This is a genomic window from Mycetocola lacteus (genome assembly GCF_003667575.1).
Taxonomy (GTDB): domain Bacteria; phylum Actinomycetota; class Actinomycetes; order Actinomycetales; family Microbacteriaceae; genus Mycetocola; species Mycetocola lacteus.
On sequence record NZ_RCUY01000002.1, the window covers coordinates 325,076 to 346,055 of the forward strand.

At 65.5% G+C, this 20,980-nt stretch carries 15 protein-coding genes; 8 read left to right on the forward strand and 7 right to left on the reverse strand.

Going from position 1 to position 20,980, the window contains the following annotated elements:
• Nucleotides 1–33: 33 nt before the first annotated feature.
• Nucleotides 34–3,525, reverse strand: coding sequence for a DNA-directed RNA polymerase subunit beta (rpoB, locus tag D9V34_RS03560; protein ID WP_030147966.1), 3,492 nt, complete (start codon nucleotides 3,523–3,525; stop codon nucleotides 34–36).
• 277 nt (nucleotides 3,526–3,802) lie between these two features.
• Here rpoB and D9V34_RS03565 point away from each other — a divergent pair, with 277 nt between their 5' ends.
• The 4 genes from D9V34_RS03565 (at nucleotide 3,803) to D9V34_RS03580 (ending at nucleotide 6,532) form a co-directional block, all read left to right on the forward strand.
• Entirely contained in the window at nucleotides 3,803–4,678 is an 876-nt protein-coding gene (locus tag D9V34_RS03565) for a spermidine synthase (RefSeq protein WP_121687524.1), read from the forward strand.
• Nucleotides 4,679–4,745: 67 nt separating this feature from the next.
• The gene (locus D9V34_RS03570; protein ID WP_121687525.1) at nucleotides 4,746–5,237 is read left to right on the forward strand and encodes a SprT-like domain-containing protein; all 492 of its coding nucleotides are present in this window, start codon (nucleotides 4,746–4,748) and stop codon (nucleotides 5,235–5,237) included.
• A 49-nt stretch (nucleotides 5,238–5,286) separates the two neighbouring features.
• Nucleotides 5,287–5,820 (forward strand): DUF1697 domain-containing protein, encoded by a 534-nt coding sequence (locus tag D9V34_RS03575; protein WP_121687526.1) that lies wholly within the window; start codon nucleotides 5,287–5,289, stop codon nucleotides 5,818–5,820.
• A 58-nt stretch (nucleotides 5,821–5,878) separates the two neighbouring features.
• Nucleotides 5,879–6,532 (forward strand): CGNR zinc finger domain-containing protein, encoded by a 654-nt coding sequence (locus D9V34_RS03580; RefSeq protein ID WP_245991864.1) that lies wholly within the window; start codon nucleotides 5,879–5,881, stop codon nucleotides 6,530–6,532.
• A gap of 123 nt (nucleotides 6,533–6,655) precedes the next feature.
• Here D9V34_RS03580 and D9V34_RS03585 read toward each other — a convergent pair whose 3' ends face one another.
• The gene (locus D9V34_RS03585) at nucleotides 6,656–7,228 is read right to left on the reverse strand and encodes a 2-phosphosulfolactate phosphatase (RefSeq protein WP_183091829.1); all 573 of its coding nucleotides are present in this window, start codon (nucleotides 7,226–7,228) and stop codon (nucleotides 6,656–6,658) included.
• Nucleotides 7,229–7,283: 55 nt separating this feature from the next.
• Nucleotides 7,284–7,877 (reverse strand): EVE domain-containing protein, encoded by a 594-nt coding sequence (locus tag D9V34_RS17715; protein WP_183091830.1) that lies wholly within the window; start codon nucleotides 7,875–7,877, stop codon nucleotides 7,284–7,286.
• Between the two features lie 65 nt (nucleotides 7,878–7,942).
• On the opposite strand from D9V34_RS17715, the gene D9V34_RS03590 reads away from it, so the two are divergent.
• A complete protein-coding gene (locus tag D9V34_RS03590; RefSeq protein WP_121687831.1) occupies nucleotides 7,943–8,476 on the forward strand; it encodes a hypothetical protein in 534 nt (177 codons plus the stop codon).
• Between the two features lie 253 nt (nucleotides 8,477–8,729).
• Here the strand turns inward: D9V34_RS03590 and D9V34_RS03595 are convergent, their stop codons facing one another.
• From D9V34_RS03595 to D9V34_RS03615, 3 genes are all read right to left on the reverse strand, one after another.
• Nucleotides 8,730–9,851, reverse strand: coding sequence for a hypothetical protein (locus D9V34_RS03595; protein WP_147441600.1), 1,122 nt, complete (start codon nucleotides 9,849–9,851; stop codon nucleotides 8,730–8,732).
• A 354-nt stretch (nucleotides 9,852–10,205) separates the two neighbouring features.
• A complete protein-coding gene (locus D9V34_RS17435; RefSeq protein ID WP_147441601.1) occupies nucleotides 10,206–11,480 on the reverse strand; it encodes a hypothetical protein in 1,275 nt (424 codons plus the stop codon).
• A 173-nt stretch (nucleotides 11,481–11,653) separates the two neighbouring features.
• Nucleotides 11,654–12,211: a hypothetical protein gene (locus D9V34_RS03615; RefSeq protein WP_121687532.1), complete on the reverse strand. Its 558-nt coding sequence runs from the start codon at nucleotides 12,209–12,211 to the stop codon at nucleotides 11,654–11,656.
• A 341-nt stretch (nucleotides 12,212–12,552) separates the two neighbouring features.
• Between D9V34_RS03615 and D9V34_RS03620 the strand changes: the two genes are divergently transcribed.
• Entirely contained in the window at nucleotides 12,553–14,208 is a 1,656-nt protein-coding gene (locus tag D9V34_RS03620; protein WP_121687533.1) for a DEAD/DEAH box helicase, read from the forward strand.
• Nucleotides 14,209–14,332: 124 nt separating this feature from the next.
• On the opposite strand, the gene D9V34_RS03625 is transcribed toward D9V34_RS03620, so the two are convergent.
• Nucleotides 14,333–14,905 (reverse strand): NUDIX hydrolase family protein, encoded by a 573-nt coding sequence (locus D9V34_RS03625; RefSeq protein ID WP_030147952.1) that lies wholly within the window; start codon nucleotides 14,903–14,905, stop codon nucleotides 14,333–14,335.
• Nucleotides 14,906–15,061: 156 nt separating this feature from the next.
• Between D9V34_RS03625 and D9V34_RS03630 the strand changes: the two genes are divergently transcribed.
• Both D9V34_RS03630 and D9V34_RS18035 read left to right on the forward strand, forming a co-directional pair.
• Nucleotides 15,062–15,703 (forward strand): alpha/beta hydrolase, encoded by a 642-nt coding sequence (locus tag D9V34_RS03630; protein ID WP_121687534.1) that lies wholly within the window; start codon nucleotides 15,062–15,064, stop codon nucleotides 15,701–15,703.
• A 4-nt stretch (nucleotides 15,704–15,707) separates the two neighbouring features.
• Nucleotides 15,708–20,921, forward strand: a complete 5,214-nt coding sequence (locus tag D9V34_RS18035) for an Lhr family ATP-dependent helicase (RefSeq protein ID WP_245991866.1) — start codon at nucleotides 15,708–15,710, stop codon at nucleotides 20,919–20,921.
• Nucleotides 20,922–20,980: the final 59 nt, after the last annotated feature.

Genomic DNA, 20,980 nt, shown 5'->3' on the forward strand with positions numbered 1-20,980 from the left:
GAAATTCTCTGGAAAATCTCTGCGTGGGCCTGGTTAGATCTCGTCCACGGACGAGGACTCAAACCGGGAAGAAATGTTGATACCGAGTTCTTCGGCGGCGCGGAAGGCGTCGTCATCGGTGTCGCGCAGGCTCACAACCTGGCCATCGGCGGAGAGAACCTCCACGTTCAGGCAGAGCGACTGCATTTCCTTGATCAGAACCTTGAAGGACTCGGGGATACCCGGCTCCTGGATGTTCTCACCCTTCACGATCGCCTCGTACACCTTGACGCGGCCAAGGATGTCATCGGACTTGATCGTGAGCAGCTCCTGCAGTGCGTAGGCGGCGCCATAGGCCTCGAGGGCCCACACCTCCATCTCACCGAAACGCTGTCCACCGAACTGTGCCTTACCACCCAGCGGCTGCTGCGTGATCATGGAGTACGGACCGGTCGAACGCGCGTGGATCTTGTCATCCACCAGGTGGTGCAGCTTCAAGATGTACATGTAACCGACCGAAATGGGCATCGGGTACGGCTCGCCGGAGCGGCCATCGAACAGCTGTGCCTTACCGGAGTGGTCGATCAGGCGGTCGCCGTCACGGGTGAGGATCGTGGAGTCCAGCAGACCCGCGATCTCCTCCTCGGACGCACCGTCGAACACCGGGGTCGCAACCTTGGTGCCCGGGGCGGCTTCACGAGCCTGCTCGGGCAGGTTCTTGGCCCAGCTGGGCTTGCCCTCAACCTTCCAGCCCTGGGTCGCGATCCAGCCGAGGTGCGTTTCCAGCACCTGACCGAAGTTCATTCGACCCGGGATACCCATCGGGTTCAGCACGATGTCCACCGGGGTTCCATCGGCGAGGAACGGCATGTCCTCAACCGGCAGAATCTTGGCAATGACACCCTTGTTACCGTGACGACCGGCGAGCTTGTCACCCTCGGTGATCTTACGCTTCTGGGCGATGTAGACCACAACGCGGCGGTTGACGCCCGAGCCCAGCTCGTCGTCGCCGTCCTCGGCGTTGAACTCCTTGACGGCGATGATGGTTCCGCGCTCACCGTGGGGCACCTTCAGCGAGGTGTCGCGAACCTCGCGGCTCTTCTCGTTGAAGATGGCACGGAGCAGGCGCTCCTCGGCGGAGAGCTCGGTCTCACCCTTCGGGGTGACCTTACCCACCAGGATGTCGCCGGGGCGAACCTCGGCACCGATGCGGATGATGCCGCGCTCGTCCAGGTCCTTCAGCAGGTCCGGGGAGACGTTGGGCAGGTCGCGGGTGATCTCTTCCTTACCCAGCTTGGTGTCGCGAGCGTCAACCTCGTACTCCTCGATGTGAATCGAGGAGAGGGTGTCGTCCTTCACCAGGTTCTGGGAGAGGATCATCGCGTCCTCGAAGTTGTAACCTTCCCAGGTCATGAACGCCACGAGGAGGTTCTTACCCAGTGCCAGCTCACCGTTTTCGGTCGCGGGACCGTCGGCGATAACCTCGCCGGCCTCGATCCGGTCACCCTCGGTCACAACCACGCGGTTGTTGTAGCTGGTGCCCTGGTTCGAGCGGTCGAACTTGCGCAGGTAGTAGGTCTCCGAGCCGCCCTCGTCGAGCTGAACGGTCACAGCGTCTGCCGAAACCTCAGCCACAACACCCGAGCGGTTTGCGGTCACAACGTCACCGGCGTCGATGGCCGCGAAGCCCTCCATACCGGTTCCCACGATGGGCGAGGTGCTCTGCAGCAGCGGCACAGCCTGACGCTGCATGTTGGCACCCATGAGCGCGCGGTTTGCATCGTCGTGCTCGAGGAACGGAATCAGCGAGGTTGCTACCGACACCATCTGGCGCGGGGAGACGTCCATGTAGCCGATCTCGTCGGGTGCGAAGAGGTCAACCTCTCCACCCTTCTTACGAGCCAGCACGCGGTCCTCGGAGAACGAACCGTCCTCGTTCAGCGGTGCGTTTGCCTGGGCGACGATGAAGTCGTCCTCTTCCATGGCGGTCAGGTAGTCGATGTTCTCGGTCACCACACCGTCAACAACGCGACGGTAGGGGGTCTCGATGAAACCGAAGGCGTTGATACGTGCGAACGATGCCAGCGAACCGATCAGACCAATGTTGGGGCCTTCAGGGGTCTCAATCGGGCACATACGGCCGTAGTGGGACGGGTGAACGTCTCGCACCTCAACACCGGCGCGCTCACGGCTCAGACCACCGGGGCCCAGAGCCGACAGACGACGCTTGTGGGTCAGACCCGCGAGCGGGTTGTTCTGGTCCATGAACTGCGACAGCTGCGAGGTTCCGAAGAACTCCTTGATCGCGGCAACGACGGGGCGCACGTTGATCAGGGTCTGCGGGGTGATCGCCTCGATGTCCTGAGTGGTCATGCGCTCGCGAACCACGCGCTCCATACGGCTGAGGCCGGTACGGACCTGGTTCTGGATGAGCTCACCCACGGCACGGATACGACGGTTACCGAAGTTGTCGATGTCGTCGGTGTCGATGCGGATCTCCGCCGGAGCGCCCTTACGGACACCGGTGAAGTGGGTCTCGCCGGCGTGCAGACGTACCAGGTACTTGATGGTCGAGACGATGTCTTCGACGGTCAGGACCGAGTCGGTCAGCGGTGCCTCAAGACCAAGCTTCTTGTTGATCTTGTAGCGACCCACCTTGGCGAGGTCGTAGCGCTTGGAGTTGAAGTAGAAGTTGTCCAGCAGGGCGCGGGCAGCCTCGGCGGCCACCTGCTCGCCCGGACGCAGCTTGCGGTAGATGTCGCGCAGGGCGTCGTCCTTGGAGACGATCGAGTCCTTCTCCAGGGTCAGTGCGATCGACTCGTAGCCGGCGAACTCGCTGGCGATGTCTTCGCTGGTCAGACCCAGGGCCTTGAGGAAGACGGTGACCGACTGCTTACGCTTACGGTCGATACGCACACCAACCTGGTCGCGCTTGTCAATCTCGAACTCGAGCCATGCACCACGGCTCGGGATGACGCGTGCCGAGTAGAGGTCCTTGTCGGAGTTCTTCTCGGGGGTGCGCTCGAAGTAGACACCGGGGCTACGAACCAGCTGGGACACAACCACACGCTCGGTACCGTTGATGATGAAGGTACCGCGCTCGGTCATCAGCGGGAAGTCGCCCATGAAGACCGTCTGGGTCTTGATTTCGCCGGTGAGGTGGTTCATGAACTCAGCCTCGACGTACAGCGGAGCAGCGTAGGTCTTGCCACGCTCCTTGCACTCCTCGATGGAGTACTTCTCCGGCTCCAGGAACGGAGCGGTGAAGCTGAGCTGCATGGTCTCGCCCAGGTCCTCGATGGGGGAGATCTCCTCGAAGATCTCATCGAGGCCCGAGTTCGTCGGCAGGTCGTTGCGTCCCTCAGCCTCAGCCTCGGCGACGCGGGTCTTCCACGCCTCCGAGCCAACCAGCCAGTCGAAGCTCTCGGTCTGGAGAGCCAGCAGGTCGGGGACCGTTAGGGTGTCAGTGATCTTTGCGAACGACAGGCGGGAGTGCCCGCGGCCGTTCTTGGGTGAAGTGGTGGATGCGTTGCGCGCAGCAGCCAAGGAAATTACCTCCGTGGGCCCCGTCGGGCCTAGTTACCGTGAGTAAGGTGGAGTACTCGCCGGACGAACAGTGCGGACACTTCATAACCCCGTTATCTGGGTAGTGAAGCACCGAGGCCGACCGCAATATGAAGGCGTGGTGAAACGTCTGGGAGCGCAAAGGTCAAGCATATGCGACAATTCACGCAAAGTCCAGTACGCGAGTTGAAAAGTTTGAAGCGGTCCGGTATAAGCGCGCGAGTGATCCACTCTCACGGCCGTAAGCTACGCTCTATCTGTGGCTCAACAGCAGGAAAACCCCGGCGTCCAACTCGGCATTAGCGGCTATCACGCGGTGATCGAGCCCGACCAGTTTGTACCCGGCACGTTCCAGCTGGTGGTGGATGGGACCCCGCAATCCCACGTCGACCTTGAGCGGCCCGACAACCTGTTCTTCGAGTATGTACAGCGCATCGGTCACGTGATCGACCTGCTGGACACCCCGGGAAAGCCCATCACCGCCCTGCACCTGGGCGCCGGCGCGCTGACCCTGCCCCGCTACGTGGAGGCCACCCGTCCCGGCAGTCGGCAGCAGGTATTGGAGCTCGAGCGCGAGCTGATCGACCTGGTGCGCGAGCACCTGCCCTGGCCCAAGCGGGCTGCGATCCGGGTCCGCTACGGCGATGCCCGCGAAACCCTGGGCAAGCTGCCCGCGGGGATGCACGGGGCCTGCGACCTGATCGTGGTCGACATCTTCTCCGGCGGCCAGACCCCCGCCCACGTGACCAGCGTCGAGTTCTACCGCGAGGTTGCAAAGTTCCTCTCCCCCACCGGGATCATCGCGGTCAACGTGGCCGACGGCCCGGGTCTCGCGTTTGCCCGCGGTCAGGCGGCGACCCTTGGCGCGGTCACCGAGAACGTGGCGGCGCTGGCCGAAACCCAGATCCTCAAGGGACGCCGATTTGGCAACGTGGTCCTGGTCGGGTCGTTTGCGCCGCTGCCCATGGACTTCATCCCGCGCCTGCTCGCCGGCGGGCCGCACCCCGCTAAGGCCGTGCAGGGAACCGAACTGCGCGCCTTCATCGGCGGCGCACGACCCGCGACCGACGCCGACGCGGTGGGGTCCCCGCTGCCCGACCGGGGTGTGTTCACCTTCAACCGACAGGGAAGCTAACCCCACTTCGGGACCCAGTTTCAGCATTCCGGGCGCCAAAGTCACCGGGAGGGGTTACCGTAGTCTCATGGCCGATCTTGAGCGCGTCCGAATCTGGGCGCAGGCACTCATCACGCTGCACCTCCCCAACCAGGGATGGAGTTTCCGCTTCGACAACGCTAAGCGGCGAGCCGGGCTGTGTAATTACACCGCCAAGGAAATCTCGGTGTCCCGCTATCTCGCCGCCCGCTATGAGGACGACGAGATCCATCAGATCCTGCTGCACGAGGTTGCCCACGCCCTCGCCGGATCCCAGGCCGCACACGGTCCCAAGTGGCGACGCGTGGCCGAGGGGCTGGGCTATGAGGGTTCCCGTCTGCACCATGGGGAGACCGCCGATGAGCTGGCCCCCTGGGTGGGAACCTGCCCGCAGGGTCACACAATCTTTCGGTACCGCAAGCCCGTGCGTCGCAGCTCCTGCGCCGAATGCTCGGCGAGCTTTGATCCGCAGTATGAGCTGCGCTGGATCCGCCGGGAGATTACCGCCGCCACCCGTGCCGCGGCGATGGTGAGTCGATGAGCGCAGAGCTTTTGAACACGCATCCGGACATCCGGGCGGAGTCGAACCAATGAACGCCACGCAGGTTGCGCTGCTGCGCGGGATCAACGTCGGCGGGGTGCGCATCACCTCGGCGGAGCTGGCCGCGGTGTTCACCGAGCTGGGGCTGACGTCGGTGAGCACGGTCCTGGCCACGGGCAACGTGTGCTTTTCCGGGGCGATCGAGCCCGCAACCATCGAGCGTGCCCTCTCCGAACGCTTCGGCTACTCGGCCCGGGTCATCCTGGTTGAGGTGTCCGAGCTGGCCTCGCTGCTGACCCGGACACCCTTTATCGAGGATCCCGAGCGTCACCGCTACGTGGTGTTTGCCGATCCCACCCCGGACCAGACCGAAACCTGGGCCGGGCTCGTCGCCTGGGACGCGGAGGGTGAAGACCGGGTCGCGGGCGACCCCGACGGCCGCGTGCTCTGGTGGTCGGTTCCCCGCGGTTCCAGCACCACCACCCCGTTTGCCAAGGCCACCGCCCGCGCGGGCACCCGCGGCCTCAACATCACCACCCGCAATATCGGGACGCTGCAGAAGATCCTGGCGCGCGCCAGCTAGCGCGCGCATCACGCACGTGATTTCACGTTCGGGCCCCGGATTCAATACCCTTGGGTTCGTGATTGATCAGAATGGTGAAACCGTTGCGACGGGCCAAGAGTTCCGCTCCCGAGAGGGCGTGACCTGGCTGTTTGACAGCGGCAGCACCGCGCTTGACTTCTGCTACACCGGCGCCTGGGGCGCGGCCGACGGCCACCTGGACGAAGCCGTGGAGCTGCTGGGCGACCCGCTCGCACTGGGCACCTGGCTGAGCACCCGCATCCCCTGCTCCCCCGCGACCGAACGCGACCTCCAGGACGCGCAGGCCCTGCGATCCACCATCGCGCGGATCGCCCGCGCCCTGGCCGATGAGTACCCGCCCGCGGGAACCGACATCGACATGCTGAACCTCTATGCGGCCACCCCGGACGTTCCGGCACGCCTGGCCGGCGGAGCCCGTCAAGCCGGACGCACCGAGCCGCGTGCGGCCCAGGTGCTCGCGAGTATCGCCCGCGATGCCGTGGCCCTGTTCTCGGGTCGCCTGGCCGGACGCCTGCGTCACTGCGCGGCGGATGACTGCGACCTGATCTACTTCGACTCCTCCCGCGCGGGAACCCGCCGCTGGTGCTCGATGCAGCGCTGCGGCAACCGCGATAAGGTGCGTCGTCATCGCGCACGCCTGGCCGAGCGCACCCAGCTGGCGTTGGCCGGCAACCGTCTGCCCACGCTGTAGCGCGGGAGACTCCGCACTCGACGACCCTCTCCGGAAACCCGAGGATGGGGCCCACAGACGAACAGGCCGAGCCGGGGCAGAGGCCCGGAACGGACGAGCCCGCACCGGCACCCCTGGGCGGCGTTACTCGGCGGGTGCCGTTACCGGGATCGGCGACTCGCGCAGCACCACAACCTCGGTCTGGCTATCGATCTGGGCGGCAGCCTTGACCGGCTCCAGGCTCAGCTTGCGGCGCACATTCTGGCCAACCACCGAGGCGGTAAACAGGTGTCCGCTGGCCTGGCGCAGTCCCGCATAGGCGGCACCGGCCACGGCGGCCTCGGGGGAGGTGAAGTCGATGCCGCGATCGGCGAGCGCCTCGATGATGGCACCGGCGGCCAGCAGATCGTGGCTCGCAAACCCATCCTCGAATCCGGCGGCCACCAGCGCAATGCTGACCCGCTTTCCCAGATCCACCTGACGGCGCAGGATCCAGTCGGCCACGGCCGAACGTGTGGTGAGGGCACCGAGGATGATCGCGCTGGTCGGAGCGACCTCGTCCAGGCTCGGCAGCGAGCCAGCCTCGGGTAGGGCATCCACCCAGACGATGATGTCGGCATCGGCTAGGCGACGCAGCCCGGCCGATCCAAAGTCGAAGCGCACCTGGTAGCGAGCCTGGGCGGGGGCGAAGGTTTCGGGGAGGCTGGAATCGGTCACGGTGCCAGTGTAATCCGCACGGACCCCGCATTCATGTCGAGCGTCATGATTGCCGTCACACTCGCTCCTCGGGGTCCGCGATCCAAAGGGGCAGCGCTCCGCCGGGCGTCTCGTCCGCCTGCTCCTCCCGCCAGCGCAGCAGCCCGGCCCCCGGCGCGATGGTCGGGTCACCACCGGGGCCGGCGGCGGCGATTCCGTGGCGGCGCTCCTCGGGAAGCGGCGGCCCCATTTCCTCCCGGAGGATCCGAAAGTCATGGGCGGAGATTTCGATCAGGCCGCGGCGCAGCGGTTTTGCCCAGTCCCAGCCGGCCGAAAGATCCAGGACATCGCGCAGCAACCGCAGCGGAACCACATCGGCATCGGCTTCCCAGCGCACGGCCCGTTGCCAGGGACGCAGACGCTCACCCGGCGGCGTGGGGATATCCACGCGCCGAACGTCTGCGGCGGTCAGTCGGCCAATCGCCGTAAATGCTCGCAACGGTTCCTCGTCGGCGGGCCGGGCGCGCGGGCTGTACAGCACAATCCCATCGGCCTCGCCCAGCTCGGCGAGTTCGCGACGCAGCCCCGGCGACACGGCAAACACCCCGTGGTGTGTGCACCACGCTGCCTGCTGCCCGGAAACCACCCCGAGCCAATAACGGATCGCCATAGCTTCTTTGTACAGTATTGCCCGAACCCCTGGCATCTCCCGCACTGACCGGCCAGACTGGGCTCATGTATGTGCAGCTGAAGTTTGCGATGGATACCCCGGCCGATGCCGCCTGGCGAGCCTTGCGTTCGGTCGCCGTAGTCCGCGAACTGTACTCTCCGCTGGTGGATGTGCGCCCGCTGGGCGACTTCGTGCCCGACGGTGACGGAACCCCGATCGAGTTGGAAAACCTCGAGGCCGTCCGCACGATGTGGGAACCGGGTTCGGTGGAATGCCGAGCACGCTTATTCGGCATCATTCCCCTGGGTCGTCAGGTCATTCGAGTGGGATTTGAGCAGGCGGAGGAGGGACGCACCAATCTCTTTGTGGATACCGGCGGTGCCACCGCGGGCCCGCTGGCGCTCCTGTCCGGATGGCGGCACCGCATGGCCGTTGCCCCGCTGCCCGGGGATCCCAGCCGCACGCTCTGGCGCGACCGGGTCGAGTTCCACGGTCCAATGGCACCGCTCTACTGGCCGGTGCTGTGGGCCCTGTGGCAGTGGCGCGGCCGCAGAATCCGCGCGCTGGCACCGGGGTGGGCTCAGCGCGCGGATGCATAGGTCTACCCGCCTATCAGCCCGAGTTCGGTGTGGCACGGAATGTACTTCAAGTGCGTAATACGCGGGCTCTGCTCCGATCTCAGAGGGATCGGCTTTTCTGTCCAACTCAGTTCCGGACGCCGTGCTAAAGGCGTTCTCGAAGTCCCCGCAAGAAATCAATGATCGAGCCGTCCATCGCTTCACGGAGACCTGAGCCAAGGGAACAACACGTCAGCGCGTGTTCGAACTTCCTGGCTCATACTAGGAACCTGAACTACCCGTTATAGAAACCAGCAAACGCCCAATTCGGGGTGGCGGGTTCGTTTTGACACCTGGACCAGCCTGTTTCTGCATCCCATGGAGATTCGTCGGGAACGTTTGCGCTATCCCACGTCCACTGTTCCTGAACAACCGGTCTCACGTTGATATCTTTAATCGACATCGCGGAGCCAAGATAATGCCCGCCTTGGGTTCGATAGCTCCACATGAGGCGATTCGATTCCACGTAGTGCAGACGAAATCCGCGGCGGGGCAAACGCCGCTCATCCATCAGTTCTATCGCTTTGAGCTCGAGTACAGGACGCGAGAGACTCTGGTCAAAGATGATGGCGTTGAAAGCGAACCCTTCGAAGTCTGCACGGAACATATATAGTTCCTCGAAACCACGATCATCAAGCAAGCGACCAGTCATGTCGGCCCCTCTGAGCTTGCTCTTTCTGATATCACGCTGGCTTCGCCACTTCTCAGCTCGTTTCGCAGCCCGTGCTGCAAGATGCTCGACCAGCGCACCGACCAAAACGAGGGTCTTGGTCGAGTTCACCCGATTTGCGTAAGAAAGGTCTTGCCCATGCATGACGCCGTGCCTTGAGACAAGCCCGTATCTGCCCACCACAGGAACCGGTTCGCTGAACGCCTGACGTACAACGGGGAGATTACCCTCGACACCCGCCAGAGTGGAGTCATCTGTGTAATCATGATCCTTTTCTCCAGGCTTCGAACGGAAAAAAGAGGTCCCCACGAGCTCTCGGGTCAAACCATCAATCTGCGCAAGCACTAACGTGATACAAGCCGCATATCTTCCGTCGAAGTGACAGTCGACAGCTTCGTTGATCAGAGTCTGACGCTGTTGACAGCGCCTTTGAAACTCCATATCGATACCGCGACCATATCGCCCAAGCGGTCCCGCCACATGCTTCAGCAGAGCCGTCTGTTGACCATTCCATACCTCGCTGATTTCCCGGTCAATCTCCCCATCCGGAGCACCTTGCTGTATGAGGCGAAGGAGGCGCTTTGATTCTTCATAGTGCCAGTTGCCGTAGAAGGCCCAACCGAGCTTCGCAAACGCTGAGGCGGTCTCGCTGACGCGAGGATTCTGTGTTGCGAGATTTTCAGACATACCGATATTGTTTCCCATTTTGGCAGTTCTATCCAGATTGCGGGAATGTAGAGTTCCGGGGAAGATTGATAAATCATGAACAGTGGCATGGAGAATCTGGTGAGCATCTAACAAAGAAGAGCGCACTCTGAGTAACGGGCCCAGAAAACGCCGAGTCCAACATCAATTGGTTTGGTTACACACCCGGCGGCTACGAAGTTTTGCTCGGTTTCCCTAGTTTTCGAGTGACCGAAAGCCCGAAGATCGCACCTACCACGACAATAAAAGCTGCAACGTTCTCATGCAGATATCGGATCTCACTTGGCGTGTTTATGCTTATCAATGTCTGCGTTCGGCCCCAAGAAGGTCTCGACGTCAACTTTCCGCTCCCAACCCCTTGGTTGTGAAAGTCAACGTCCCATTGGTGTATTTCTGAATCCAGGAATACCGCTGCCTCTCCGCCGCAAAAACTAGAGCGTCGTCGGTCACCCCCATGTGCTGCGCCATTAGCAGTGTCACCACGACAATGGTAGCGTCTCGCAAGGCTGGCAAACCGTTACCGGTCATGAACTCCCGGTGGGCAGCTTTCTGCGCATCTGAGTGTGCAACTAGGTTCCGATAGCGCTTCAGCGATGTCGTCCAAGATGCCTTGTCCAGACCCAGTTTGTCCCAGACCTTCGCAGGCAAAAGGTCCGCAATCGCCTCAGTGCGAGCTGCGAAAGTACTGACATTTGTAATTTGAAAGTCATCCGGAACATCAACTGCGGCAATCGCGCGCCGAACTTCAAGGAACTTCTCTTTCGTCAGGATCTTCGGCACATTAACCCACTCTTCGCCCAAGCGATCAAGAACAGTCGCAACGAACAGGAAATCAGCTTCAGAGTACCCAGGCTTGGCGATAATGCCAGCAACGATTTGGGGAAGTGGACGAAGGTTGATCGACATATCCCACCACTTGTGTATCGCGTTTTGCGTATTTTCATTGCCGAGTCGAATCGGAAAATCCCGATGGTCTAGCTTCACAATTGGACCTGACTTCACCAATTGGCGAGCGAAGATTTTCGTCTCACTACCTTCTTCTGCATACACACACATAGATACCTGGGCCAAGGGACGTTGCACAGCGAAAGTCAACAGCCGACGGAGCGCTTCGAGCTGCGCTTCGAAGTGCTCAAGTTTGGTAGGAGTATTAGCCTCCAGTTCAATCAAGTCGCCTGCATAGGTGAGTTTCATCGCGGGCGCACCTTCGAGCGCGGGAAGGATCAGCGGTTTCTTTGGAGGACGTTGAACACCATCGCGCGCGTAATAGCTAGATATCAACGCCCCGTACTGATATCTGCTTCTCGCACGCAGATAGAGGTCATCGGGCGCATCGAAACCGACACGTAAATCACTCACACGGACGCAAGGTGACCCGTCTTTATGAAAATCATCGCCACTTAAATAGACAGGTATAGAGCCAAAATGCCCACGAAAGACCTTCCGTTTTGCGGCACGACTGGCACACTGAGTACCTCCAGACCATCGGCTATCGGATTTGAACCAAAAGTCCCCGGATTCGTCTTTGGAAACTACGCCGTCCAGCGCTGTGCCATCGATCTCACCGACAACAGCAATTGGGAACATCATTTCAGAAGTTTTGTCTAACATGGCCCAATTCTGACATCCTGTTTTTATTAGCCTCCAGCCTCAATCGTCCAAGCGCTTTCCACGGAAAACCAACATGGATCTGGCGAATTATGTCGACCAAGGAGTTACCGCAGTTCAACGTTCATTTCAAAATGAGCAGCCAGAGTCCGGTACCTTCCCCGGACACGGCCGAACTAGTCCAGGTCTAGCTTCTTATCGCAGACCACCGAGTCGGTGCCGTCCTCGTCGTGGTGGGATTTGCGCTCCCCATCCACATAGATCTCGCAGCGCACCTCACCGAGGTTACCCGCGGTGTTCTGGGCCCATACGATGACCTTCTGATAGTCGCCGTTGGCATCCAGGGTCAGGTCAAACTCGGTACTCCACGGCAGCTCATGTTCGGTCGCGGCGGCGGCGTTTTCGGCCTCGCGCACGTCGTGATCGAGGTGTCGCCGGTTCTCACTTTCGAGCACGGTGAAGTCACGAATCAGGGCGCTTGAGGCATCCCCGGTCACACGAATTTCCACGTGCCGTTGGGGGGACTCGCGATCACGATCGCGTCGGTCCTCACCGTGGCCCCCGGTTTCCGCCGCGCTACCGGTCGGCGGGGCCACCCGTTGCGACGCGGTGGAGGAGGGTCCCGCTGCTACGTCGGGACCGGCCACCGCACAGCCGGCCAGCGCGAGGCCCGCCACCACCAGCATCGGGGCCGCGCGCAGGACCCGACGTGCGCTGTCCCGCGACTTTTTCATACCGTAAGTTTTCTGCATGATTCCAGCGTGCTCCTCCGGGGCAACGCACGCGTGGATCCGGTCCGATGTGGGCGGATCGCGCGGCGCAAGATCCATCCGACCCCGATGTTTTCAGCGCCATTTCAGCTTCCGCGCTAGAATGGGATTACTCGCGATCCATTTTGAGGCCCGGAGGCCCAAATATCGCGTGCGTCGTAGAACGCTCCCTCTCTCGTCGGCCCCGCCGATTCGATGACACTTCATACGGCGAACGGATGCGCACACCTGCGCCTTCGCCACCCCTGCCCCGAAGCTCGGCTATGCCGCTGCCCGCGGGGACGTGATGCCCGAAAGGCACCAGCATGTCAGAAACCACTTTCGCCTCACTCGGCGTTCCCGCTCCGCTCGTCAAGGTCCTCGCGGCCGACGGCAAGGAGAACGCCTTCCCCATCCAGGTCGACACCCTCGCCGACACCCTCGGCGGACGCGACGTCCTCGGCCGCGGAAAGACCGGCTCGGGTAAGACCCTTGCCTTCTCGATCCCCCTGGTTGCCCGCCTGGCCACCGAGCTGGCCGGCGGTAACCGTCGTCCCGGCCGCCCGCTGGGTCTGGTCCTCGCCCCGACCCGCGAGCTGGCCACCCAGATCGCCGCGGTCATCAACCCGCTGGCCGAGGCCTACGGCCTGAAGACCACCACCATCTTCGGTGGCATCAACCAGACCCGTCAGGTCAACGCGCTGAACGCCGGCGTCGACATCGTCGTGGCCTGCCCCGGCCGCCTCGAAGACCTCATGAAGCAGGGCCACGTGCGCCTGGACGCCGTGGAGATCACCGTCATTGACGAGGCCGACCACATGGCCGACCTCGGCTTCCTCCCGGTTGTCACCCGTCTGCTCTCGGCCACCCCCGAGAACGGTCAGCGACTGCTGTTCTCGGCCACCCTGGACAACGGTGTGGACAAGCTCGTGCGCCGCTTCCTGCACAACGAGGTTCTGCACTCGGTAGACGAGGCCACCTCGCACGTGGCCGCGATGACCCACCACGTGTTCTCGATCTCCTCGCTCGAGGGCAAGAAAGACCTGATCACCACCCTGGCCAGCGGCCAGAGCAAGCGGATCCTCTTCACCCGCACCAAGCACCAGGCCAAGAAGCTGGCCAAGCAGCTCACCTCGCAGGGCATCCCCGCGGTTGACCTGCACGGAAACCTTTCCCAGCCGCAGCGTGACCGCAACCTGGCCGCATTCGGCTCGACCGGCCCCGAGGGCGTGCGCGTCCTCGTGGCCACCGACGTTGCCGCCCGCGGTGTGCACGTGGATGGCGTGGAGCTGGTTGTGCACGTCGACCCGCCCATGGAGCACAAGGCGTACCTGCACCGTTCGGGCCGTACCGCGCGTGCGGGCACCGAGGGTGACGTGGTGACCATCTGCCTGCCCAGCCAGACCGATGACCTCAAGAAGATCATGAAGAAGGCCGCGATCACCGTGGACTTCCAGCAGGTGGATGCCGACTCGGCCGCCGTGACCGAGCTGGTTGGCCCGGTTGCCGCGTTTGTGAAGCCCGCGCCGCTGGCCCCGGTCCAGCAGCAGGGTGGCGGTGGCAAGAGCCAGGGTGCCAACGCGCTGCGTAAGCGTGCGATCCGTGAGGGTCGCGCCGACCGTCCCGGTGGCGGACAGCGCAAGGCTCAGCAGGGCGGTGGCCAGGGCGGTCAGCGTTCCGAGGGTGGACGCGGCCAGGGCGCTCAGCGTTCCGAGGGCGGTCGCGGTGGACAGCGCACCGAAGGCGGACGCGGCCAGGGCGCTCAGCGTTCGGGTCAGGGTGCCGGCCAGGGCGGACGCGGTCAGGGCGGTCGCGGCCAGGGTGCCGGTGCCGGTCAGGCTCGTCGTGGCGAGTCCGGTGGCGGTCGCGGTGGCAACACCCGCGGCGGTTCCTCGGCCATGTACTCCACCAGCTCCGACGGTGGCAACTCGCGCGGTCGCGGCAACGGTCCGCGTCGCGCCTCCGCTCCCAGCGGTTACTAGTTACTAGCGGCTCAGGCCGCACGGGGTTTCGGCCCCACAGACAAAGGTGGGCCCCATCCGATCAATTCGGATGGGGCCCACCTTTATTCACTCGGGAACGGCGCGCTCCCGGCTTCGAGGGCGATTAGCGCAGCGCGCCGACCGAGGCCAGTGCCGCGCGCAGCAGGGTGCCGCGGCCGCCCTCCATCTCGGCGGCGAGCGCGTCGCTCGAAGCCTCCTCGGGGGTGAGCCAGGTGATTTCCAGGGCGTCCTGGCGCGGCTCGCAGGTTCCGGTCACCGGCACCACATAGGCAAGAGAGACCGCGTGCTGGCGCTCATCGGTGAAGGCCGAGACACCGGGCAGCGGGAAGTATTCGGCCACGTGGAACGGGACCGGAGAGGCGGGCAGCAGCGGGAAGGCCATCGGACCCAGGTCCTTTTCCAGGTGCCGGAACAGCGACTCGCGCAGGGTCTCGCCATAGAGCACCCGACCAGAGACAATCGTGCGGGTGATCGCGCCCAGCGCGGTACCGCGCAGCAGGATCCCCACCTCGGTGACCTGGCCCAGGCCGTCCTGACGCACGGGGATCGCCTCCACATACAGCAGGGGCAGGCGGTGCCGGATCTCCTCCAACTCCACATCACTCAGCCAGCCCGGGTTCACCGGACGGCTCGGCTCATCGGGCAGCGGTTCGGGATCCGGGGTGCGTACGCTCATGCTTCATTCTTACAAGATTCGCCGGGGGAAGCGAGCCAATCGATTTCGCTTCGAGCGAGCGCGGCCGGAGGCAGCGGCTGGTGCGGATGTCGGTGGAAGAGCCTAACCTGGGAGGTGACCCGTTTAGCCACACGCCCCGAGCCGAAGGATCCGCCGATGTCCCTCCCCGCGATCACCCCCGATGCCGTTCTCTGGTCGGTTCCCGAGGAGGAGCGCGCCGGGCGTCCGCTGCTGCTCCTGCTGCACGGCTACGGGTCCAATGAGGCCGACCTGTTTGGGCTGGTCCCGCACCTCCCCGACGCCCCGGTGATCGCCTCGCTGCGCGCTCCGCTGCAGGCCCCCTGGCCGATCGATGGCTGGTCCTGGTTCCCGCTCGCGGTCCCCGGTGCCCCCGATCCCGCGGGCCTGGACGCCTCGGTGGATGCCATCATCGCCTGGATCGATGCCCTCCCCTTCACCCCGACCAGCGTCGCCGCCGCCGGGTTCTCCCAGGGCGGGGCCATGTCCGTCCACCTGCTGCGTCGTGCCCCCGAGCGCTTCGCCTTTGCCGGGAACCTCGCGGGGTTCGTGGTGGCCGGCGAACAGCCCGGAGACGCGGTCCTGCAGGAAACCCGTCCCCCGGTGTTCTGGGGTCGCGGAAGCGCCGACACCGTGATCAGCGACGAGGCCGTGGCCCGCACCACCGACTGGCTGCCCGATCACTCCACGCTTTCCGGACGCATCTATGAGGGCCTGGATCACTCGATCTCCGGTCCCGAGCTGGCGGATCTGCGCGCGTTCCTCGATCGGCAGTACTAGGGCCGTGGCCCGCGCGGCACTGACCGGGTTCGGCCCGGCGACTCGGACCTGGTTCACCGAGTCCTTTGCCGCGCCCACGGCCGCCCAAGCCGGCGCGTGGAAGGCCATTTCCAGCGGCGACAATACCCTGGTCATCGCCCCCACCGGTTCAGGGAAAACCCTCTCGGCGTTCCTCTGGGCCCTGGACCGATTGGCCACCACCGAGCCGCCGGAAACCACCACCCGGGTGCTCTATATCTCCCCGCTCAAGGCCCTCGGCGTCGACGTCGAACGCAACCTCCGTGCCCCGCTCAGCGGCATCCGTCGCACGGCCGAGCGCGAGGGCATCGCGGTTCGGGATCTGCGGGTGGGGGTCCGCTCGGGCGATACCCCGGCGGCCGAGCGACGCGCGCTCATCAAGAACCCACCGGACATCCTGATCACGACCCCCGAGTCGCTCTTTTTGATGCTCACCAGCTCGGCGCGGGAAACCCTGCGCGGGGTGGATACCGTCATCATCGACGAGATCCACGCGGTCGCCTCAACCAAGCGCGGCGCCCACCTGGCGCTCAGCCTGGAACGCCTGGATGCGCTGGTGCCCGAACCGGTGCAGCGGATCGGGCTCTCGGCCACCGTGCGCCCCGAGGCTGAGGTTGCGCGCTTTTTGGGTGGCACGGCCCCGGTCACCATCGTGAAGCCCGTTTCGCAGAAGAAGTTTGACCTGCGGGTCATCGTGCCGGTCCCGGATATGACCGACCTGCCGCGGTACGCGGTGTCCGAGGGACCCACCGAGCACGGGCCGCTGCACACCGAGGACGACGGCTTTATCGATCTCACCGCTGATCCCGATGATCGCGCGGACCCCCGTTCGTCGGGCGACCTCCCCGGGTCTGAGCGTTTCAGCAGCACTGCCCGTTCCGCTGAGGACCTGCCCGAGGTGGATCGGCCCGGATCGATCTGGCCCTTTATTGAGGAGTCGGTGATCGAGCGGATCCTCGAGCACCGCTCGACGATCGTGTTTGTAAACTCGCGTCGCCTGGCCGAGCGCCTGACCGCGCAGCTCAACGAGCAGTATGCGGCCCGGCTGGGCTCGGCCGTCCCGGACCTCGATACCCTGCTCCCGCCCGCGCAGCTGGTGGGCGGCAGCGGGCAGACCAACGGCATCGATCCCGAGGCCCCGATCCTCGCCCGCGCCCACCACGGCTCGGTGGCCAAGGCGCAGCGGGCGGAGATCGAGGACGACCTGAAAACCGGCCGTCTGCGCTGCGTGGTGGCCACCTCGAGCCTCGAGCTGGGCATCGACATGGGCGAGGTGGATCTGGTTATTCAGATCGAGTCCCCGCCCTCGGTGGCCGCCGGGCTCCAGCGTATCGGACGTGCCGGACACCAGGTGGGCGAGGTCTCGCGTGGGTTCCTCTATCCCAAGCATCGTTCCGACCTACTCTCGAGCGCGGTGTCGGCCGAGCGGATGCTCGCCGGCGAGATCGAACAGCTTCGGGTGCCCAGCAACCCGCTGGATATCCTGGCTCAGCAGACCGTCGCCGTGTGTGCACTAGAACCCATCGCCGTGGAGGACTGGTTTGAGTCCGTCCGGCGCAGCGCCCCCTTCTCGGCCCTCCCGCGGGCGGCGTTTGACGCGGTACTCGACCTGGTGTCCGGCCGCTATCCAAGTGACGAGTTCGCCGAGCTGCGCCCGCGCGTGGTCTGGGACCGCGAGGACGGCACCCTGACCGGACGCCCGGGCGCACAGCGTCTCGCGGTCATCGCCGGAGGCACGATCCCCGATCGCGGCCTGTTCGGGGTGTACCTCATCGGCGACGGCGAGGGTGGCACCGGTTCGCGGGTCGGCGAGCTGGATGAGGAGATGGTGTACGAGTCGCGGGTGGGCGACGTGTTTGCGCTGGGAACCACGAGCTGGAAGATCCGCGAGATCACCCACGACCGGGTGATCGTCACCCCCGCGCCCGGACAACCCGGACGGCTGCCGTTCTGGCGCGGCGACGGCCTGGGCCGTCCCGCGGCGCTGGGTAAGGCGCTGGGCGCATTCGCCCGGGAGATCGCGGCGCTGGAGTCCGAACCCGCGGCCACCCGGCTGAGCGCCGCCGGCCTCGATCCCTTTGCCATCGACAACCTGCGTGCCTACCTCGCCGCCCAGAAGGAGGCGACCGGCACGCTGCCCACCGACCGCACACTCGTAGTCGAGCGGACCCGGGATGAGCTGGGCGACTGGCGGATCGTGCTCCACTCCCCCTACGGTATGCAGGTGCACGCACCCTGGGCGCTCGCGGTGGGCGCGCGATTGCAGGAGCGCCTGGGCATCAACGGCACCCCGGTGGCCAGCGACGACGGGATTGTGCTGCGCCTGCCGGACGCCGAGGCCGAGCCGCCCGGGGCCGACCTGTTCCTGTTTGATCCGGCCGAACTCGAGGAGATCGTGACCGCCGAGGTGGGATCCTCGGCCCTGTTTGCCTCCCGATTCCGGGAGAGCGCCGCTCGGGCGCTGCTCCTGCCCAACTACAATCCCGGCAAGCGTGCACCGCTGTGGCAGCAGCGTCAGCGTTCGGCGCAGCTGCTGGATGTGGCCCGCAACTATCCCACCTTCCCGATCCTGCTGGAGGCCGTGCGCGAGTGCCTGCAGGATGTGTATGACGTCCCCGCGCTGATCGACCTGGCGAAGCGACTGGAATCGCGTTCGGTGCGCATCGCCGAAACCGAAACCGAATCGGCAAGCCCGTATGCGGCCGCGCTGTTGTTTGGCTACGTGGGCGCGTTTATGTACGAGGGGGATGCGCCGATCGCCGAGCGGCGGGCCGCCGCGCTGAGCCTCGATCCGCAGCTGCTGGCCGAACTGCTGGGCCGCGTAGAAATGCGCGAGCTGCTGGATCCCGATGTTTTGGCCCAGACCGAGGCCGAGCTGCAGCGTCTCGACCCCGAACGCCGCCTGCGTGGGATCGAGGGCACCGCCGATCTGCTGCGCCTGCTGGGACCGCTGCGGGCCGATGAGGTAGCCGAGCGGTTGCGCCCGGCCGAGGCACGCCAGGTTACTCCCGGGGCGACCGTGCCGGGGCGGGCGGCGACAGGCGAAGCCGGGGCTGGGGCCGCTGTTGAAGCCGAGGCCGGTTCCGGCACCGCTCCGGCGTCCGGAGCCGATTCCGAGGTCGGTGCCGATTCCGAGGGCGAGCCGACCGATCCCGAAACTCCGATCGTCCCCCCGGTGTCCCTCACCGAAGCCGAGGGCTACCTGAGCGAGCTCGAACGCACCCGTCGGGCACTGCCGGTCCCGGTGCGCGGCATCGTTCACTGGATCGCGATCGAGGATGCCTCCCGCGTGCGCGACGCCCTGGGTGTCCCCCTGCCCCCGGGGGTACCTACCGCGTTCACCGAGGCGGTGCCCGATCCGCTGGGCGACCTGATCGGCCGCTACGCGCGCAGCCACGGTCCGTTCCGGGCGGGCGCGGTAGCCGACAGATTCGGGCTGGGGATCGCCGTGGTCACCCATACGCTGGGACGTCTGGCCGATGCGCGCCGCCTGGTGCGGGGCGAGTTCCTGCCCGAGGTATCGATCGAGCTCGAGGATCCCGCCCGCGCCGCCGAGTGGTGTGATGCCGAGGTCCTGCGCCGTCTACGGCTGCGCTCACTAGCCGCGCTGCGCCAGGAGGTTGAACCGGTCTCCCCGGATACCTTCGCCCGGTTCCTCGACGACTGGCACGGTCTCGGCGGCGACCTCCACGGGATCGACGGCGTGCTGAGCGTCGTGGACCAACTGGCCGGTCTCTACCTGCCCGCCTCCGCCTGGGAAACCCTGATCCTGCCGCTGCGGGTGCGCGACTACACTCCGGCGCTGCTGGATCGGCTGACCGCGAGTGGCGAGGTCATCTGGTCGGGCATGGGCAGTCTCGGGGCACGGGATGGCTGGGTCGCGCTGCATCCGGCGGACCTGGCCCCCTATACGCTCGCCGCACCCCCGTCCGAGCCGGATCACGGTCCCGAGCACGCGGCGGTCCTCGATGTCCTCGCCGGTGGCGGCGCATTCTTCTTTGCCCAGCTCCAGCAGGCGCTGCCCGAGGTCTCCGCGGCGCGCCTGGATGAGGTGCTGTGGGAACTGGTGTGGGCGGGTTTGGTCGCCGGAGACACCCTCGCCCCGCTGCGTGGTTTCACCGCCGGCCGCGGCGCCCATAAGGCGGCGGCCCCCGCCCCGCGCGCCCGGTTGAACCGGTCGCGCCTGTCGCGGGCACGCTCGCTCGGCGGAGCGGTCCCGATGAACGGCGCCGGAGCCTACGGGGTACCCGGCGGCGGTGCGCGGGCGCTGGGTCCGGGCGGGGCCGTGTCCTTCCGGGATGAGGCGCTGGCGGACGACGATACGGGGAACGAGAGCATCGGTCCCCGCGAATCCGGATTCTCTGACGTCGCATCCGACGCCGAGCCCGAGGGCACCGGCCTCGGCGAGCGCTCCTCCGCGTCCGGCGTCTCCGCTCGCCGTCCGGTACTCCCCCGGCGCAGCACCTACGGTGTGCCCCGCGAGGGTGCACCGCCGCACCTATCGGGACGCTGGTCGCTGCTCCCCGAACCGATTGTGGACCCCACCGTGCGCGGGGCCGCCGATGCCGAACTGCTGCTCGAACGCTACGGCGTGCTGACCCGCGGCTCGGTCATGGCCGAGGGCGCGGCGGGCGGTTTTGCGCTGGCCTATCGGGTGCTCGCCGAGATGGAATCCGCCGGTCGAGTACGCCGGGGATACTTCATCGAGGGCCTGGGCGGTGCGCAGTTCGCGCAGGCGTCGAGTGTGGATCGACTGCGCCGCGCGATCCTGCCCGACCCCAATCCCGCACCCCCGCGGGTTCGCACGCTCGCGGCCACCGACCCGGCCAACCCGTTTGGCGCGGCGCTCCCCTGGCCCGCGGCGGGTGCTGAGAGCCCCTGGCCCACCCCGGATGCGGTGCCCACCGGCCATCGTCCGGGGCGCAAGGCCGGCGGCCTGGTGACCCTGGTGGACGGCGACCTGGTGCTGTACCTCGAACGCGGCGGAAAGTCGCTGCTGACCTTCACCGCGGATCCCGACCGGGTGGCGCTGGCCGCCGCCTCGCTCGTGGCGCTGGTGCGCGCGGGACACGTGGACAAGCTGGCGATCGAGAAGTTCAACGGCGGCTCGGTGCATGCCAGCCCCGCGGCGCTGGTGCTGCGTGCGGCAGGCTTCTCCGATACCCCCAAGGGCCTGCGCATCCGTCGGGGGATCGCGTGAGCGCGCGCACGGCCATGCCGGGCCGATGCGGGCCCTCCCTGAGCATGAGCACCGGCACA